Source organism: Hymenobacter terrigena (genome assembly GCF_054776515.1).
On sequence record NZ_BAAHBU010000001.1, the window covers coordinates 76,127 to 93,331 of the forward strand.

The window sequence follows — 17,205 nt, forward strand, 5'->3', positions numbered from 1 at the left end:
CTCACCAGGCATTGAAAAGCCCCGACTGTATTAGCAGTCGGGGCTTTTTTGTTGGGCTACATGCAGACCGATGAAAGATTAGGGAGGCATGGTTGTGTTTTTGTAACAATAAATTTAAATATATATTTACTAATTGAATTTACGGAACAGCCTGCAAGCCATGTTCACCGATTTTCTTGCTCCCGCCCCGGCCCGTCAAGTGGTGACCCCAGCCGTGGAAATTAAAGACCTGGTGTCCATCGTGGTGCCGGTTCATAACGAGCAGGACAGCGTGCGCCCTCTGGCGGAGCAGATTGATGGCGTGATGACCGCCCACGGGCTGCCCTACGAGCTGCTGCTGGTGAACGACGGCAGCGAGGACCAGACCTGGGCGCACATTACCGCCCTGGCCGCCGAAAACCCGGCCGTAATTGGCATCGACCTGGCCGGCAACTACGGCCAGACCCTCAGCCTGCGGGCTGGCTTTGAGCGGGCCCGGGGCGATATTGTGGTGGCCATGGACGGCGACCTGCAACACGACCCCGCCTACCTGCCGCAGTTTGTGGCCTACATCCGCGAGGGGTACGACATGGTGAGCGGGGCCAAAGCCAAGCGCCCCGACGGCCGCGCCCATTCGCTGCTCGCCAACGCGGCCCACAAGGTTATTTCCTTATTGTCGGGGGTGCAGCTCGAATACTTTGGCGCCACTTATAAGGCCTACCGCCGCTACCTGCTGCGCAACGTGGAGCTGCTCGGCGACTCGCACCGCTTTTTGGGAGCTCTGGTGGCGCAGCGCGGCATCCGCTACCGCGAATTCCCGATTGAGGTGCAGCGACGGCAGTTTGGAACCAGCCACTACGGCCTGGGCAAGGCCCTGGTAGTGGTGGTCGATTTGGTGATGCTGCGGTTTTTTCTGCGCTACTCGCGCAAGCCCTTCCGACTGTTTGGGGTGCTGGGCATCCTGACGCTGGCCGTGGGCCTGCTGGCTACTGCGGGCCTGCTGGCCGGCTCCATTTTCTTCGGGGTAAATATTTCCCATCGGTTCCCCATGGAATTTATTTTCAGCTTGTTTCTGATAATGAGCGGCATCTTTTTGATTTGTTTCGGCCTGCTGGCCGAAATCGGTACGCACGCCTACTACGCCCGCCGCAACCGGGCGCCCTACGTGGTGCGGTGCGAGCTGCGCGCGCCAACCCTAACGCTTTAACGCATGGCGCTGCGTCTCATCATCAACGCCGACGATTTTGGCTGGGATGCGGCGGCCACGGCCGCCATTCTCGACCTGGCCGCCCAGGGTTGCCTCAGCAGCACCACCGTAATGGCCAATCTGGCCAGTGAAATGGACCTGGCCGCCCTCCGCCAGCTCTCCGACCGCATATCGGTGGGCTACCACCTGAACCTGATTCTGGGCCCGCCGGTGGCGCCGGCCGCTGCGGTGCCCAGTTTGCTAGGGCCGGATGGCCATTTCTGGCCCGCGCAGCAGCTGTGGCTGCGCTATCTGGCCGGCCAGGTGCGGTTCACCGAGCTGGCCGTGGAGCTGACCGCCCAAATTGACCGCCTGCGGGCCCATGGCCTTGCCCTGAGCCACGCCGATTCGCACCGGCACCTGCACCTTTACCCCCGGCTGGGGCCCGCCCTCACGCGCATCCTGGGCCAGCTAGGCGTACGGCGGCTGCGACGCTGGACGCCCCAGCCCAGCTACGGGCAGCGCGGCCGTATTCTGAACGTATTTGGAAGAATTTCAACCTCCGGCCTGCGAGGTTTTGCCACGCCCAATGCGCTGGTGGCCGATTTCTCGGCGGCGCAGGCGGCTACGCTGCCGTTGTTTGCGCAGGGGCTGGCCCGCGCCCGGCGGCACGGCCCCACCGTGGAGTTTATGACCCACCCCGGCCTAACTGACCGGCCCGGCTCGTACCTGGCCCGCCGCACGGAGTATGAGTTCTGGCGCGGGGGCGCCTGGCGCGAGCACCTGGCGGAGCAGGGCGGTAGCTTGATTCGGTACGATGAAGTCTGAAACCGCAATGGTAAAAACCGGCTTTCAACCTCGTTCAACCGCATTCCATCTGCCTTCGCCTACCAAAGCCCCCGGCAACGCCACCGCCGCCGACAGCAGGTAAAAGAGCAGGCTGAGGCTGACCGATACCGCCGCATCGAGCCCCAGCCACTGCGCCCCGAGCAGAAACACCACCTCGCGTGCTCCGGCCCCGCCCACCGTGAACGGCAGAGCCGCCGCCACCGACGACGCCAGAAACACCAGCAGATACGCCGGTTGCTGCGCGACGGTGTGCGTAGCGGCCAGCAAAGCCAACGTGCACAGCAGCTGAGCCGCCTGCACCCCCAGCGCCAGCCCCTGCGTGCGCCAGTACGCGGGGCCAAATGGCGCAAACCACCGCTCCGTAACGGCCGCGCCACCCAGCAGCAGCCCCGCCGCCCCCAGGCCGGCCACCCCGCGCCACACCCACAGCCCGGGCAGCGGCAGGGGCACCACCCAGGCCAGCGTCACCAGCAGCACCCCCAGCGCCAGCAGACCGCTCACGCGGTCCAGCACCAAGGCGCGAACCAGAGCGGCGGTTTTAGTCGGGTAGGCCCGCCGCAGCACCAACACCTTATAGCCGTCGCCGCCGATGCCGCCGGGCAGGAACAGGTTATAAAACATGCCCAGCCAGTAGAGGCGCAGGTTGGCCGCCTCGGACAAATCGACTCCGATGGCTCGCTGAAAATAGTTGAGGCGGCGGGCCGCCAGCCACTTCGACACCGCAAACAGCCCCACCGCCAGCCCCAGCCAGCCCGGCTGCACGCTGGCCAGCACCTGGCCAATCTGGCGCGGGCTGATGCGGCGGAACACAAACCACAGCGCGGCCGCCAGCAGCCCCAGCTTCAGCAGCAGGAGGAGGGTGGCGCGCAGGCGGGGTGGGAGGGTCAATGCGCAGATGGGAGTCGAAGTGTAGCAATGAAAATAAATCCGGCTAATCAAATTTCACCAGGTGCAGCCGGATGCCCCCGTCGATGACGAACTCATAGTACTGGCGGTAGCGCCGGCCGGTGAGGTACCGGTCTTCGGCCAGGTAGAAGGCATTTTTGGCAGGAGCCGCGGGCAGCAGTGGCGACGTGGACGAATACACGATGTGGCCCGTGCCCCGCGTGATGTAAAACGCCTCGTCGTTGTCGACGTGGGTATCGGCCAGCTTGTACACCGGGGCGTGGCCGGCTATCTGTGCCACCCGAATGGCCGCCGTGCGGTAGGGTGTTTCGTCGCGGGTGAGCAGGCGGGCCGGCAGCACAAACCAGTTGAACACCACGCGCATGCACAGCAAAAACAGTCCCAGCCACGCCAGCCGCTGGGCCGGCAGGTACCAGAACGCCAGCGTGCACCCGGCCAGGGCCAGCACCCCCAGCGCCGATTTCCAGACCACGCCGGGCTGCACGGCGGCCGCGGGTATCCAGGGCACGGCCACCAGGCTCAGGCTGACCAGCGCCATGGCCGTGAGCAGCACGGCATCGAGCACCCGGTGGGGCCAGCGGCCCTCGGCCCGAAACTGCTGGTAGAAATAAACCGCCACCGTGAAGCCCAGCGGCGTGAGCACGAACAAATAGCGCGGAATGGTGCCCGGCGACAGCCAGAACACCGGCGTGAGCGCCGCAAACAGCAGCGCATTGAAGCGCAGGAAGGGCTGCTCGCGCAGCACCTGCCGCCAGCCGGGCCGGACCAGACACAGCAGCAGCAGGGTCCAGGGCAGGAAATCAGAAATGAAATTGAACGGAAACTTCACCAGATGGGCCAGCGACTCCTGCCAGGCGTGGGCGGCCACGGTGCGCTGCGTTGACTGGTCGAGAAGCGTGGCCAGGTAGTCGTGCAGCGGGTGAAAATGCCGGTACACGGCAAAATAGCCGCCCGTCAGCCCCAGCAGCACGGCCAGCCCCAGGGCGTGCGCCCCCGATAACAACCGCCGCCAGTGGCCGTCAACCAACACGAAATACACTCCCAGCGCCACCCCCTGAAACACCAGCGACGGCAGCCCCTTCAGCAAAAAGCCCACGGCCGTAAGGGCGTAGCTCACGACAAACAGCGCCGTCCAGCGCCGCCGCGCGCCCAGCTCGAACACCGTCATGAAGCCGAGGTAGGTGACCAGGGCGTGCAGGGTATCGATAAGCCCGAGGAAGGAATCGTAGAACAGCATGCGTCCGCTGGTGACAAAGGCCAGTGCGGCAGCCACGCCCAGCATTCGGCCCAGCCGGCGGCTCACAAAGTAATAGAGGCTGGCCCCCATGCCCAGCAGCGCCAGCACCGTGGGCAGCCGAATTACCCACTCCTCGACGGAACCAAACAGCTGGAAAAACCCCAGCAGCAGCCAGTTGAACAGCGGCGGCTTGTTGAAATAGTACTCGCCCTGCAGCGTCGAAACGAAGAAATTGCCGTGCAGCTTCAACTCCAGGGCCACCAGCGCCCGGATGGGCTCATCGGCGATGAGCGGGAGCAGGCCCAGGTTGAGCAGCAGGGCCGGCAGCAGCACCAGCAGGGCAAGCACGGCGGGCACCCAGGGGCGCGCCCGCAACCAATGAACGACGGGAGGCATGGCGGAAAGCAGGGTGAATTAGCCCGCTAAAGGTAGGATTCAAATTAGTCTTTGTATTTTATATATTGAATATTTATTTAAAACTCGTGCGTATCCTCGACCGCTACATCATCCGCAAGTTTCTCACGGCGTTTTTTTTCACCGTGGTGCTGCTCGTATCGGTGATTTGCGTGATTGACTACACCGAGAAAAACGACGATTTCCTGCGCCACGGGCTATCCGGGCACAAAATCATTTTCGGCTACTACGTGTATGTGTTCCCGTATTTCGCCAACATGCTCTCGCCCATCACGGTGTTTATTGCCGTGGTGTTTGTGACGGCGCAGCTGGCGGCGCGCACCGAAATCGTGGCCATTATGGCCTCGGGCGTCAGCTTCCGGCGGCTGTTGGTGCCGTATGCCGTGGGGGCCGGGTTGCTGGGCCTGCTCACGTTTGCGGTGGTGGGCTGGGTGCTGCCGCTGGGCAACAAGCGCCGCGTGCAGTTCGAGCGCGACTACGTGAAAAGCCCCTGGCGCTACGAAGGGCGCAACGTGCACATCAAAATCGGGCCGCGCCATTACGTGTACATGGAGAGCTACGATAACATCAGCAACATCGGCTTCCATTTTGCCCTCGAAACCGTGGACGGCACGGTGCTGCGCCGCCGCCTCACGGCCGATGCCATCAACTGGGATTCGACCCGGCACGCGTGGCATTTATCGCCGCAACTGATACGTACTTTTCGCGGCCTGCAGGACGAAACCCTGCAAACCCTGCCCGCCCGCGACACCACCCTGAACCTCTTTCCCAAGGACTTCGGCAGCGACTATCACCTGGCCGAAACCCTTACCCTGCCCGAGCTCAATGGCCTGATTCGCACCAAAATTGAGCGCGGGGCCAGCGACACGCAAACCTACCAGAGCGATAAATACGAGCGCTACGCCTATCCCTTCGCTATCCTCATTCTGGCCCTGATTGGCGTCACGCTCAGCGCCCGGAAGGCGCGGGCCGGCGTGGGCGGGCAAATTGCGCTGGGGTTCGTGCTGGCCTTCATCTTTATCTTTTTTGTGATGTTCAGCCGCAACCTGGCGCAGGTAGGAAAGCTCTCGCCCATGCTGGCGGCCTGGGTGCCCAGCCTGATTTTCTCCGGCATCGGGCTGGTGCTCTACCGCTTCGTGCCCAAGTAGGCTGCAAAAAAGCCCCGACTGCGCGGGCAGCCAGGGCTTTGGGCTTAATAATAAAAACTGCGCGACAGGTTGGGCGGCGTACTTTTGGCCCATGCATCAAACCATTGAGCTTCCTTCGCGCAGCATTTCCTTCCGCCCCGATTTGCGGGTGATGGTGGTGCGCTGGCACAGCCACGCCTCTTTTGAAGTGGTGCAGGCCGACTACGCCCAAATGCTGGCCGTAGCCGACGAGCACGGCGTCAGCGACTGGCTGCTGGATGTGCGGCGCCGGAACAAAATTCCGGCCGACCTCAGCGACTGGGTTACCAACGTGTTTTATCCGCAGGCTACCCAGCGCATGGCGCCCCGCCGCCTGCGCATGGCGGTGCTCAACTCGCCGGCCCTCACCGAAGCCTACACCTCGGACCCCGAGCAGAAAAAATACGTGACTTACATCATGGACCCCGCCCGGCCCTTCGACATGAATTTGTTTGAGGACGAGGGCGCGGCCATGCGCTGGCTCAACCCCGCTGTATTGTAGGAATCGGCCGGGGCACTACTTGGCGGCCTTCTCCAACAGCCCGAGCAGCTCGTCGGCAGCTTTTTCGATGTCGGCGTAGCCTTGCTGGGCGGCACGCTCCTTGGCGGCGATGAGGCCGTCGCGGTGCACGGTTTTGAAGTCGCCGTAGGGGAATTTGTAGCGGCCTTTGGTGTCTTCACCCTTGCTCTTGTCGAGGCCGAGGTGCCAGGTGGCATACTCGTCCATCTCGTGCTTTTTAAGGAAGGCGTTTTCGTCCGACGAATCGGGGTTGTGCTGGCCCCAGTGGCCTTCGTCATTCTTGATTTTACCGTCTTTAATCAGCTTTTTGGCGAAGGTTACGGCGGCGGAATTCAGGGAAATGCTCATAGCTCAGAAGGAAAAAAGTGGTTGAATCCGTTGTCCTACGTGGCATTTGCGCCCGGGTTCCTACTGCTCAGCTTTTGCCATGGAGCAGGTATTTGGTTTGCTTGAAGCTGTAGCCAACGGACACCACCAGGCGGCCGGCGCTGGCCGGGTGGTCCGTGGCGGCGGTGTATATGGGCAGCTGAAAGCTGGTGTTCAAGGACACGTTTTTGTAGTACACGTCCAGCCCCGGGCCCAGCAGGGCGTTGTTCATGGCGTGCTCGCCGGTGAGCTGGCCGTCGAGCATTTCGCCCTTGGTTTTCTCGTAGAAAAACTGCGCCGAGGGGTAAATCTGCCAGTTTTCGCCCAGCGGCACCCGGTAGAACAAGCTGGCGTAGGTGGCCGTGCTCGGGGCCAGGCTGGTGCTGAACGTGTTTTGATTGGAGCGCCGGTAGCTGCTGTTCACGCTCAGCCCGAAGCTGTGGAAACTGCCGATGTAGTTGGCGTACACAAAGCCGTCGGTGGTGCCGGTGCCCACCTGGTTGAGCAGCGGGTAGCGCTGGCCCTGCGCGTTCTGGCGGGTGTACTCGCCGGTGGGCAGCTTCACGCCGCCGCCCACGATGAGCCGGCTCTGCACCCCGGCCGTCTCAATGGCCCGGATGAGGTGGTAGCCTGCAAAAACCGTCACGTCGCCCACGCCGGCCGAGTTCAGCTGCCGGCCGTTTATCTGCGAGGTATTCATCACATAGGGCACGAAGGCGTTCAGCTCCACGCGCTGCGAGAGGAAGTATTTGCCCCGCAATTCAATCACCCGGAAGGCTTCGAAATCGGTCGGGTCGCCGTGATGGGAGTGCGCGTAGCCGTTGTCGCCGTTGAGGGGCGAGGGAAAAAACGGCCGCGCCCCCGCCGGAAAAAACTGCGCCGACTGCCCCAGCGCCTGGTAGCCGTTGAAGATGCGGTAGCGGTGCATCAGACTGAAACTGCTCTGGTTGTCATAAGGCGTGATACCCATGAAGCAGCCGCAGATGTCGCAGGCCCGGCCGGGCAGCGCCAGGCCGCTCATTAGCAAGGGGATGAGAATAAATTTCTTGATGGTCATGGAAGTAAATGCTGAAGCCTAACGCTGCTCGGCCAGCCGCGCATCGTGGATAAACGAGTCGTCGGTGAGCGTGTTCAGAAAGGCGATGATGTCGGCCTGCTCGGTGGCTGTGAGGGGAATGCCCAGCGGCCCGCCCGCTGGCCGCAGCGCGGCATCCAGGGTGGGGGAGGACACTACGCCGTGGTCGTAATGCGCCAGCACCTGCGCCAGCGTGGTAAAGCGGCCGTCGTGCATATATGGTCCGGTAAGGGCCACGTTGCGCAGGCTCGGCACTTTAAAGCGGCCCACGTCGGTGGCCCGGCCGGTAATGTGGGCGCGCCCAGAATCGGCCCCGAACGAGATGCTCAGGCCGTTGTTGCGGTAGGTTTCGTCGGTGAATAAGTCGGTGGTATGGCAGCTGGCGCACTTTTGCGCCACCAGCGCCCGGCCCCGCCCTTCGCTGGCCGTGAGCACCGCCCTGCCTTCGCCGCGCACTACCTGGTCGTAGCGCGAATTGGCCGAAGTGAGCGAGGCTGTGAACTGCGCCAGCGCCCGCAGAAACTGGTAGGAATCGATGGGCCCCGGCCCGTACACCGCTGCAAAACGGCTGGGGTAATCGGGGTCCGCATTGAGCTTGGCCAGGACGTGGTCCAGCGTCTCGTCCATCTCCAGCGGGTTGGTGAGCGGGGCCAGGGGCAGGGTTTCCAGGTTTTTCGGGCCGCCATCCCAGAAAAATTCCGATTTCCAGCGCAGGTTCTGCAAGGCCGGGGCATTGCGCGTGCCCAAGCGGTTGCTCACGCCGTGGCTCAGGCGGTGGTCGGCGTTGGCGAAGGCCACGAACTGCTGGTGGCAGCTGCCGCACGACACGGAGCCGTCGCGCGACAGGCGCGGGTCGTAGAACAAGCGGCGGCCCAGCGCAAACGCCGCCGACGTGGGCGGGTTGGCATCGAGGGCATATACGGGGGCAGGGAAATTGGCCGGGAGGGTGGTGCCGGGTACCGAGGCATCCGGCACGGCCACATCATCCAGCCCGCAGCCCGCCAGGAGCAGCCCCGCCAGCCCGAAGGCCAGCGAGGCGACCAGTGTGCGGCGCATGGCCGGGCTAGTTGGCGTGAATGTGCTCGACGGAGAACATCCCGGCCGCGTAGTTATCGGCCATCATCACGGCGTTGGGGCCGGCCGACATAATCTCAATCACTGAGCCAGTCCCACCGAAGCGTATGGTATTCGGCCCGCTAAACATCTTTTGCAGGTCCTGGTTCAGGTGAATTTCGGGGTTATGTCCGGCTCGCACCAGCAAGGTGGTGCCGGTCGGGAAGGCCGGCGAAACCGTCCGAACGGCATTGTACGGCTTTTGGAATCCTCCGACGTGGAAGGTAAGGGCCGTGGTGCGGGACTGTGGCGAGGAGCCTTCCAGCTTGGTGAAAATGTAGCCCGAATTCCAGGTCCAGAACATCTTATTGTTAGGGTCGAGCGCGCCCTTCTGAGCCCCCGAAACGTTGTGCAGGCTGTCAACGCCGATGGTGAAGGTCAGGCCCTTGTAGTCGCCTTCCGGCACACCGGTGAACGTGAGGTGCAAGGTTTCGGACTTGGCCGCATCCAGCAGGTAGTAGCTGTCGGGTACGGCGTAGGTCGAGCCATCGGTTTTAGTGAAGACGATGTTGGAGATGTATTGCTTAAAAGTGCTGACCGTGAACTGGTCGCCGGCCAGCGTATTGTAAGTTTTGGTATCCAGCACCAGCGGGTCGGCGCCCACGGTCTGCTCAAATTCGAGGGATACCGTGGGCGGGTCTACCACTACATCGTCCTTCTTGCAGCCCGCTAAGGCGAGCATGGCGAGGGCGAACGTGCAGGAAAGGGCGGAAATAGAAAAGCGTTTCATCGGAAAAGGGGAGAATCAACAACTGATTGAATAAGAAGCGTGTACGCGCATGCCCGGCCCGCCGCGAACCTAGCGGAGCCAGCAAATTGGCCGGCCTTCTGCCACGCAGAAAGCCAGAAGCCACAATCAGATGGATAGGAGGGGCGGGCGGAATACGCCCCGGCCGGGCACGGCTGCGTAGCGCGCCGTTGCCGGGCGAGCGTAGGGCCGGGCGGCCGATGGCCAGCGCCGCGGCTGCGGCAGCAGCAGGGCGGCCATTGGCAGCACTTCGTACTTCACCTTGGCCAGCTGCTCGGGGGCTTTTTTGTCGCCGCCCTCGGCTTTGCGCAGCTGCTGGGCCAGGTGGCACTTGCCGTTGCAATGCAGCATCGGCTTGGCCTTATTCACGCAGTACAGCTCCGTGATGCGGGCCTTATTCAGCTGATAATCCACGACCAGCACCTCCTGCCCCAAAGTCTGGAGCAGCATGAGCGCGACGAGGAAAAAAGCCAGAATGCGGTGCATGAAGCAGAAGCTATGATGGCAAAGATAGGCCAGCGGCCAAACACTCGGGCCATGTCCTGGGCAGATAAACGGCAGCGGGGTAACCCTGGATTGTATCAGCTGCGTGCATAATCTACCTGCATGCGCCGGTTGGCCGGATACTCGGCTCTTGGCTGGCAACCGTTGCCTGGGCCAGCCAGTTCCTGCGCCGGCGCTACAGTTTGTCCTGCCGAATAATGGCCCGGTACACCCGCAGCAAAGCAGGCTGCGCCACGCCCAGGTAGTACAACCCCGTCAGCAGGTAAAAAGCCGCCTGAAGCCGAAAAACACCGTTCTCACGGTACTTGCGGGCCGAGGTGATGATGGGGCCGGGCAGCACCCGCAGCCGCGTCAGCCGCCGGAGCCGCCGCGTAATTTCCTGGTCTTCCAGCAGCAGCAGGTCCTCGCGGTAGCCACCGGCCTGCTCAAAAATGGTCCGCTCCACGAATAAGCTCTGGTCGCCAAACCGCGCCAATGTCATGTCGAAGCGCGTGAACCAGGCGTGCGCCCGCAAAAACCAGTGCGGCATATCAAACGCCAGCCGGAAGCAGCCGCAGCCGTAGCCCGCCGCCACCGCCCGCCGGACATCGGCCAGAAAGCCCACCGGCGGGCGCGAATCGGCGTGCAGGAAATACAGGATGCTGCCCGTGGCGTGCCGCGCCCCGTGGTTGAGCTGAGCGGCACGGCCCTTGCGCGAGCAGGCCACCACGCGGGCACCGGCCTGCCGGGCCAGTGCGGCGGTGGCATCGGTACCGGGGCTGTCGGCCACGATGATTTCCACGGCGGCATCGGTGGCGGTGCCCGCCCGGCGCAGGTAGTGCAGCAGCGCGGTTATACCCGGCGCTTCATTATAGGTCGGAATGATGATGCTCACCAGCGCGGCAGCAGGGGCGGGGCGCATAGGAGTTAAGAGTTAGGAGTTAAGAATTATCAAATGGGAATTCATAGCTCTTAACTCCTAACTCTTAACTTATCATACTGCTAGTTCAGGTAGGGCGATTCCAGCTCCTGGCCCATGCTGCGGAGCGTATCGGCCCCGCGCCGGCCGGTGAGGCGCGTGCTCAGGGCCTGGGCTTCGGGGGCGCTGAGGACTTCCAGCTCGTGCAGCCAGGCCACGCGGCGCAGCTGCGGCTCGATGAAGCCCAGCGGGTTCACTTGGCCGTATTCGTCGCGCAGGTAGGTTTTGGTGCGGCGCTCCAGCTCCGTCACCAGCGCCCGGAACTGCTTGCGCTGCCAGGGCCGGCCGGCCAGCGTGACGGCCAGGTGGGCCGTGCGCAGCCGAAACGTGCACCACTGCTGCTCGAAGCGCAGCCAGCTGGCCAGCGCATTCAGCCCAAAAATCAGCCACCACGAGTATAGCGCGATGTCAGTATGGCCAGTGGTCAGCCATTCGCGCCAGGGGCCGTAGCCCAGAAACACGAGCAGCAGCCCCGTGAGCAGCAGCTGGTTGGTGGGAATGTGGCGGTGCTCGCCGGATTTGATGGGCAGAATTTCTTCGTAGGGTACCTCGGTTTCGAGCGTGGGTACGCCCTGCGGGTTGCGCTTGCACAAGTAGAGGCTTTCGGCCCGCAACTCGATGTGCGTAGTGCCCAGAAAAAGCTGTTTTTGGCTAAAAATCATTCAGGGGAGGAGTAGGGGAGTGGTAGAAACGGACAGGGGAAGTGGAGGCTGGTATGGCGAGGTTATTCGTCTGTCATCCTGAGCTTGCGAAGGACCTTTTCATGGCCAAACTATTTGCAGTGATTCAAACGGCTTAAACGCGGTAAGGTCCTTCGCAAGCTCAGGATGACAGATGCCTTTGCATGGCACTATTCGCATTCCTCTTAAGCAAATGGACTCGGCGTGAAGCAAAGCACAAAAATAACCACCATCAGCCAGCCTAGCAGCTGGCGGCCGGGGCTCAGGGTGCGCTCATCGGGAGCCGGCGGGTGATAGATGCCCGTGAAGCGTCCCAGCAGCAGCCCAAATACCAGCCAACCAGGGTTGCCCACCACGCCCGGCAGCAGCGCCGCCCCAGCCAGCTGCGCCGCCCAGATGCCTGCTGCCAGCAGCAGCCCCTGGCGCGGACGGGGCAGCACCCGCCAGAATATCAGCGCCAGATACCCCGCGTACATCGGCCCACCATAAAGCCAGGTTTGCCAGTCGTCGTGCAATGAAAACAGCCCTAGCCCGGCGTAAAAAATGAAGGCCGTGAACAGCACCGGCACCATGCGGTTGAAGCGCCGCGGCCCCAGCAGCCCGTAGAGAATGTGCCCGCCGTCGAGCTGGCCCATGGGCAGCAGGTTCAGGGCCGTGAAAAACAGGCTGAGCGAGCCGGCCAGCAACACGGGGTAATGCAGTAGCTCCAGCGGGTGAGGCAGGCGGGCAGGGTCGGCAAAGGTTTTTTCCAGGAACTGATAAAGCAGCGGGCGGGCCAGGGTCAGGCCGTTGGCCAGCTCCTTGGCACCGTACACATGCTGCGCATAATCAGCCCCATATTGGGCGTAGTCCGGATGAATGGCGTACAGATACGCCAGCGGCGGCAGGTGCGTGAAGCCATAAATCAGCAGCGGCACCGCTACCAAGAAACCCGCCAGTGGCCCGGCCAGCCCAATGTCAAAAAACTCGCGGCGCGAAAAAATCCGCTCCCGAATGCGGATAATGGCCCCAAACGTGCCCAGCCCCATCGGAAATGGAATGTAGTAGGGCAACGACGTGCGTACCCGGTTGCGGCGCGCCGTGAAATAATGCCCGAACTCGTGCACCGTGAGCACGCTCAGAAACGGCAGCGCAAACCACAGCCCGCGTTGCACTTCCGCCCACAATGCCGGCCCGCGCAGCAGAAATACATCAAGCGGCAAAAAATCGACCGCACCCCGCGTGAGTTGAATACCGGCCAGCGTGGTGGTGACAAGCGTTATCAAAAAAAGCCCAATGTGCAGTGCCGCCGTGCGCCCCGGCGATGGCTCCGGCCGCTCGAACCGCCGGAACAAGGCCCGCGCCCGGTCCAGGCGGCTGGGCCCATTAGTAGCCGCCGGAGCAGCTTCCTCGACCGGACCGTGCCCGGTAGGGAAACCCGCAAAATCAGGTTCAGGAATGGGCAACGGGGTATTCTCGGGGAAAGGCACGGAGGGCTTCGGGCAGGGCGGTGGTGAGGGTGAGCGGCGGGGCCAGGTGCAGCACCCGCAGCCCCAGGCGGCGGGCCGTGGCAATGTGCTGCGGGCTGTCTTCGATGAACAACACGTCTTCCGGCCGCCAGTTCATTTCGCGCAGCGCGTGGTGGAATATTTCCTCGCCCGGCTTGCGCAGGCCCACTTCCTGGGAGTAGAACACACGGTCGAGCACGTCGGCAATACCGTTTCGGAAGCCGTACTTCGCGGCCAGGCGCTGGTTGATTTCGGCAATGTGCAGCGCGTTGGTGTTGCTGAGCAGCGCCGTTTGGTGGCCCTGCTGCCGCAGCTCGCCAATGAGGGCGAGGCGCTCGGCGGGCACGTCGAGCAGCATGGCGTGCCAGGCAGCGTCCAGCTCGGCATCGGTGGCGTCGAGGTCGTAGGCCGCCCGCAGCCCGGCCCGGAACTCAGCCGGGGAGAGGTGGCCGGTTTCGAAGCGGTCGAACAGTTCGGCCTGGCTGGCCTGCGAAAACTGGATGGTGCTGCCGGCGCGGCTCAGCCGGCGCAGGGCGGCGGGGGTGGCATCGTAATCAATGTCAATGATTACGCCGCCAAAATCGAACAATAAGTGGGGAAGCATGGGCTGGCTTGTTTTTCCGTCCGCGAAGGTCGTACTTTTGCACCGTTGGAGGGCCGGTAACGGCAGGGTTGAGGTGAAAGATGACTGCCTCCAGCACCGGGCCTATAGCTCAATCGGTTAGAGCAGCTGACTCATAATCAGCAGGTCACTGGTTCGATTCCAGTTGGGCCCACAACAAAGCCGCCCCTACGCAATTTAGGGGCGGCTTTGTTTTTGCGCCATCAGTAGAGTAGCTGCGCCAATCGCCAAGGCATTGTCTGCGGCTGCTAGCAGCCGCTTCAGTGCAGTACAAATGGCTGCGTCCAGTCGACCGGCAAGCCGACGTGCCTGCTTCAGATTCGGCACAGATTGTCCGGGTAGGTTTGCGAGTATTTCCGCCTTGCAGCTCATGGCCCAAACGCTTCCTTTTTTCCACCACGTTGCCCACGTCACCGGGCTGATGGCCCCGGCCCCTGAGCCCGAGCGCTACCCTTTCCATGATAACGACGCCTGCCCCATTGGCCAGGAAGTGAAAGCCAGTGGCAACTGGCAGTATTACGAGCCCCGAACCCGGGAGGAAACTCGGCCTCGTTGCGCCACCTGTGCTGCCCTCAGCCGCCAAGAGTGCGCTGCGGGTGCGTGATAAGGAACACCACGGCCCGTGTACGCTGCCCCATGCGTAGCCGCACAGACTACATAAAAAGCCCCTCCGCTTCATCGTAGAGGGGCTTTTTATAGTGGTTTGAATAGGCCTGGCACTCGTTAGTGCGCCGGGCCATTGTTTCAAAAGAATGCTTTAATTAAGCCACACGCGCTCAATAAACTCGAAGCGGTGCGGGGCAAAGGCGTTGAAATACGGCGCTTCGCCCTCAAAGCCCAATACGTGCACCAGGTCCAGGCCTTCGGTGCGGCTCTCTACCACGCGCACGGCGTAGGCCTGGCCCTGCACGGGCCAGTCGCCCACGTGGTTGGCCGGCCGGTTGTCGGCATCTACGCAAATGGCATAATCCAGAAACGGAGCCGCCGAAGTTGCTTCGGCAAAAGTGTGGTTAGCTATTTCCATAAAATAAAGGTATAGAAAAAGCCCAACCAAACCGGCTTCGCTTTCGTGCAATTTCCCGGGCGTTTTCTATCGGTGCGCTCTGCCTTAAGCCAGATTGACTGGAAATGCCAATGCCCGCCGGGGGCAGAACAGCCGAGCCGCCAGACGTAAGGTGGCGTAGAAGCCTCTTAAATCAGCGATTTGGGCCGATTTATCATCTCTAAGATTACCTTAGCGACGATTATGGCTTCTGGTAAACTTCGCATCCACTTTCGAAACGCGGCCGGTCAATTGCTGGAACAACCCGCCGGCGGATACATCATCATCCGGTACACCACCGGCCCGCGCCGGTTGGCCGACCTGCAGACGCTGCTTGGCCACGCCAAGCAACTCTTAGCGCTCCGCCGTTGGCATAAAGTCATCGGCGACCACCGCCGCATGACACCCTTCACGCCCGAAGAATCCACCTGGGTCACCGAGTGCTGGCTGAGCATGCCCCGCACGCGCATGCACGACTTCTACGGAGCCGTGCTGCTGCCCACCGAGGTCCTGGCCCGTCTCCCCCTTGACCAGGCCACCGGCGAATCCACAGCCAAGGCCATGACTTACCGCCTGTTTGCAGAAGAGGCCGAAGCTGCAATCTGGCTGGCGCAACTACCCTAATTCCTGAGCCATCAATTCGGGGCTTGGCCGCATCGCGGTGCTCACTACCGAAATGCTTGGAGAACGTCCCGGCATGCCAAATCAAGCCTCTGATGCAGAAAGCATAACCAATGCTAATTGACGGGTTAAATAGTGGCGCCTGAAACAAAAAACAGGTATTAATACGTGGTTCAAAGCAATATGCGCAATGTACGTTTGCAGGGCGCATGGGAAGGTTAAACCTCCCCGGCTCGCTCAATTAGTTTTGACCAGCCCCCAAAACCAAACGGCATGAACCTCGACAAGCTTGATAAGCAAATTCCCGGTAGCGTTTTAGCGCAAATCCCCACGGTTATTAAGCTGTTCAAAATAGATACCCCGTTGAAGCTGGCGCATTTTTTAGCGCAGTGCGCGCACGAGAGCAACAACTTTACCGCCGTGGTCGAGAACCTGAACTATTCGGGTGACGGCCTCAAAAAGACATTCCCCAAATACTTCCCGGCCACCAGCAGCCTGTGCGATACTTACGCCCGAAAGCCGGAAGCCATTGCGTGCCGGGTCTATGCGTCGCGCATGGGCAATGGCGATGAAGCATCAAAAGATGGCTGGAAATACAGAGGCCGGGGCTATATCCAACTCACTGGGAAAGATAATTTTAAGGCATTCAATAAATTTGTTGACGACGATGTGCTCGCCGGCCCCGACCTTGTAGCCACCAAATACCCGTTAGTTTCGGCCGCCTGGTTCTTTTTCAACAGGAAGGTGGCCTACCAAGGCAAATCCATGTCTCTGGTGGACTTATGCAACCAAGGCGCAGAGCCGCTGCTAACGGCGGTAACCAAGGCCGTGAATGGCGGCACTAATGGGCTGCTCGACCGCACCAAATACTTCAACCGCTTTTACCCCCTGCTAAAGGACCAAAAATCGGTGTAAAAGGGCAGGTTAATCCCAGGATTTAACAGTTCATTTTCCTGTGCTCCTGCTTCATCAGGTATTAAAAAATACACGACTACTGCTCATGCTCACGCTAACCGCCGCTTAGGAAAACCCGAAAGCAATATTTCCAATAACCATTTCAACCCCCACGTAAAATGCCTGAATCAACGACCACGCCAGCAACAACCACAAAAACCAAAGCAGTGGCTGCCAACACGGTAACAACGACCACGACCACGGATTTCAACATTACGCTGCAACTCGGAGATAATGTTGAAAACGTCGTTACCCTTTATGCCTCGGACCTGGCCAAAGTGGCTACCAAAGGAATTACCTTCGAGCTTCCGGCGGGAACGTCGGTTACCCTTGGCACTTTGAAAAAATTGTTGCAGTGGTTTAATGCGAAAATTGGCTCGGATGCTATTCCGACCGAGGTCGACAGAGACTGGCCGGATGCCATTAAAGCAATTTTCAACGGGGTGCTGAATGTCGAGACGAAAGTCACCCAGTTCCGGTTCCGGCAAGACCCCCAGGATGAAGCTGGTAAGTACCCGGCTCCGGAATTCAAGCTGGCACTAACCGGCACCGCCATGGACCCCGACAATCCTACGGTAGAGAAACCCATTCCATTTGGCGGTATTTTCAGTGTCGTTGGGGGCGGTATCGGTATTGAGCGCACCAATACTTATGCAGTAGTAGCAGAATAAATAGCAGCGACTGATTCGATAACAATAAAAAGTCACAGCATCTCCCGTCAATGCACTGCTAGTGGCTGGAGATGCTGTGACTTTTTATTGTTATCGAATCAAAAAAA

At 61.2% G+C, this 17,205-nt stretch carries 20 protein-coding genes and 1 tRNA gene; 9 read left to right on the plus strand and 12 right to left on the minus strand.

Annotation, left to right across the window (positions count from 1 at the left end; genetic code table 11):
• Positions 1–160 precede the first annotated feature (160 nt).
• A complete protein-coding gene (locus ACYU7Q_RS00280) occupies positions 161–1,186 on the plus strand; it encodes a glycosyltransferase family 2 protein (protein WP_460607428.1) in 1,026 nt (341 codons plus the stop codon).
• Positions 1,187–1,189: 3 nt separating this feature from the next.
• Complete coding sequence (locus ACYU7Q_RS00285) at positions 1,190–1,993, plus strand: carbohydrate deacetylase (RefSeq protein WP_460607429.1); 804 nt, start codon at positions 1,190–1,192, stop codon at positions 1,991–1,993.
• 24 nt (positions 1,994–2,017) lie between these two features.
• Here the strand turns inward: ACYU7Q_RS00285 and ACYU7Q_RS00290 are convergent, their stop codons facing one another.
• Together ACYU7Q_RS00290 and ACYU7Q_RS00295 are read right to left on the minus strand one after the other, a co-directional pair.
• Complete coding sequence (locus ACYU7Q_RS00290; RefSeq protein ID WP_460607430.1) at positions 2,018–2,902, minus strand: lysylphosphatidylglycerol synthase transmembrane domain-containing protein; 885 nt, start codon at positions 2,900–2,902, stop codon at positions 2,018–2,020.
• Between the two features lie 43 nt (positions 2,903–2,945).
• Complete coding sequence (locus tag ACYU7Q_RS00295) at positions 2,946–4,553, minus strand: ArnT family glycosyltransferase (RefSeq protein WP_460607431.1); 1,608 nt, start codon at positions 4,551–4,553, stop codon at positions 2,946–2,948.
• 86 nt (positions 4,554–4,639) lie between these two features.
• Here ACYU7Q_RS00295 and ACYU7Q_RS00300 point away from each other — a divergent pair, with 86 nt between their 5' ends.
• Both ACYU7Q_RS00300 and ACYU7Q_RS00305 read left to right on the plus strand, forming a co-directional pair.
• Positions 4,640–5,719: an LptF/LptG family permease gene (locus ACYU7Q_RS00300; RefSeq protein WP_460607432.1), complete on the plus strand. Its 1,080-nt coding sequence runs from the start codon at positions 4,640–4,642 to the stop codon at positions 5,717–5,719.
• Positions 5,720–5,810: 91 nt separating this feature from the next.
• Complete coding sequence (locus ACYU7Q_RS00305; RefSeq protein WP_460607433.1) at positions 5,811–6,239, plus strand: hypothetical protein; 429 nt, start codon at positions 5,811–5,813, stop codon at positions 6,237–6,239.
• A gap of 15 nt (positions 6,240–6,254) precedes the next feature.
• On the opposite strand, the gene ACYU7Q_RS00310 is transcribed toward ACYU7Q_RS00305, so the two are convergent.
• The 9 genes from ACYU7Q_RS00310 to ACYU7Q_RS00350 form a co-directional block, all read right to left on the minus strand.
• Positions 6,255–6,605, minus strand: coding sequence for a hypothetical protein (locus ACYU7Q_RS00310; protein ID WP_460607434.1), 351 nt, complete (start codon positions 6,603–6,605; stop codon positions 6,255–6,257).
• A 67-nt stretch (positions 6,606–6,672) separates the two neighbouring features.
• A complete protein-coding gene (locus ACYU7Q_RS00315) occupies positions 6,673–7,680 on the minus strand; it encodes a hypothetical protein (RefSeq protein ID WP_460607435.1) in 1,008 nt (335 codons plus the stop codon).
• A gap of 18 nt (positions 7,681–7,698) precedes the next feature.
• Positions 7,699–8,754: a cytochrome-c peroxidase gene (locus ACYU7Q_RS00320; protein ID WP_460607436.1), complete on the minus strand. Its 1,056-nt coding sequence runs from the start codon at positions 8,752–8,754 to the stop codon at positions 7,699–7,701.
• Between the two features lie 7 nt (positions 8,755–8,761).
• On the minus strand, positions 8,762–9,541 hold the full coding sequence (locus ACYU7Q_RS00325; RefSeq protein WP_460607437.1) for an MbnP family protein: 780 nt from the start codon (positions 9,539–9,541) through the stop codon (positions 8,762–8,764).
• A gap of 126 nt (positions 9,542–9,667) precedes the next feature.
• Positions 9,668–10,045 (minus strand): hypothetical protein, encoded by a 378-nt coding sequence (locus tag ACYU7Q_RS00330; RefSeq protein WP_460607438.1) that lies wholly within the window; start codon positions 10,043–10,045, stop codon positions 9,668–9,670.
• A gap of 193 nt (positions 10,046–10,238) precedes the next feature.
• On the minus strand, positions 10,239–10,964 hold the full coding sequence (locus ACYU7Q_RS00335; protein WP_460607439.1) for a glycosyltransferase: 726 nt from the start codon (positions 10,962–10,964) through the stop codon (positions 10,239–10,241).
• An 80-nt stretch (positions 10,965–11,044) separates the two neighbouring features.
• Complete coding sequence (locus tag ACYU7Q_RS00340; RefSeq protein WP_460607440.1) at positions 11,045–11,683, minus strand: hypothetical protein; 639 nt, start codon at positions 11,681–11,683, stop codon at positions 11,045–11,047.
• 203 nt (positions 11,684–11,886) lie between these two features.
• Positions 11,887–13,146: a site-2 protease family protein gene (locus ACYU7Q_RS00345; protein WP_460607441.1), complete on the minus strand. Its 1,260-nt coding sequence runs from the start codon at positions 13,144–13,146 to the stop codon at positions 11,887–11,889.
• A complete protein-coding gene (locus ACYU7Q_RS00350) occupies positions 13,133–13,792 on the minus strand; it encodes an HAD family hydrolase (RefSeq protein WP_460607442.1) in 660 nt (219 codons plus the stop codon). The genes ACYU7Q_RS00345 and ACYU7Q_RS00350 overlap by 14 nt, the downstream gene beginning before the upstream one ends.
• Positions 13,793–13,890: 98 nt before the next feature.
• On the opposite strand from ACYU7Q_RS00350, the gene ACYU7Q_RS00355 reads away from it, so the two are divergent.
• Positions 13,891–13,964: transfer RNA gene (locus ACYU7Q_RS00355), tRNA-Ile, on the plus strand.
• Positions 13,965–14,180: 216 nt separating this feature from the next.
• Positions 14,181–14,414, plus strand: a complete 234-nt coding sequence (locus ACYU7Q_RS00360) for a hypothetical protein (RefSeq protein ID WP_460607443.1) — start codon at positions 14,181–14,183, stop codon at positions 14,412–14,414.
• 153 nt (positions 14,415–14,567) lie between these two features.
• On the opposite strand, the gene ACYU7Q_RS00365 is transcribed toward ACYU7Q_RS00360, so the two are convergent.
• Positions 14,568–14,834: a hypothetical protein gene (locus ACYU7Q_RS00365; RefSeq protein WP_460607444.1), complete on the minus strand. Its 267-nt coding sequence runs from the start codon at positions 14,832–14,834 to the stop codon at positions 14,568–14,570.
• Between the two features lie 222 nt (positions 14,835–15,056).
• Between ACYU7Q_RS00365 and ACYU7Q_RS00370 the strand changes: the two genes are divergently transcribed.
• The 3 genes from ACYU7Q_RS00370 (at position 15,057) to ACYU7Q_RS00380 (ending at position 17,098) form a co-directional block, all read left to right on the plus strand.
• Entirely contained in the window at positions 15,057–15,476 is a 420-nt protein-coding gene (locus tag ACYU7Q_RS00370) for a hypothetical protein (RefSeq protein WP_460607445.1), read from the plus strand.
• 270 nt (positions 15,477–15,746) lie between these two features.
• Positions 15,747–16,388: a glycoside hydrolase family 19 protein gene (locus ACYU7Q_RS00375; protein WP_460607446.1), complete on the plus strand. Its 642-nt coding sequence runs from the start codon at positions 15,747–15,749 to the stop codon at positions 16,386–16,388.
• A gap of 158 nt (positions 16,389–16,546) precedes the next feature.
• Positions 16,547–17,098, plus strand: a complete 552-nt coding sequence (locus tag ACYU7Q_RS00380; protein WP_460607447.1) for a hypothetical protein — start codon at positions 16,547–16,549, stop codon at positions 17,096–17,098.
• Positions 17,099–17,205: the final 107 nt, after the last annotated feature.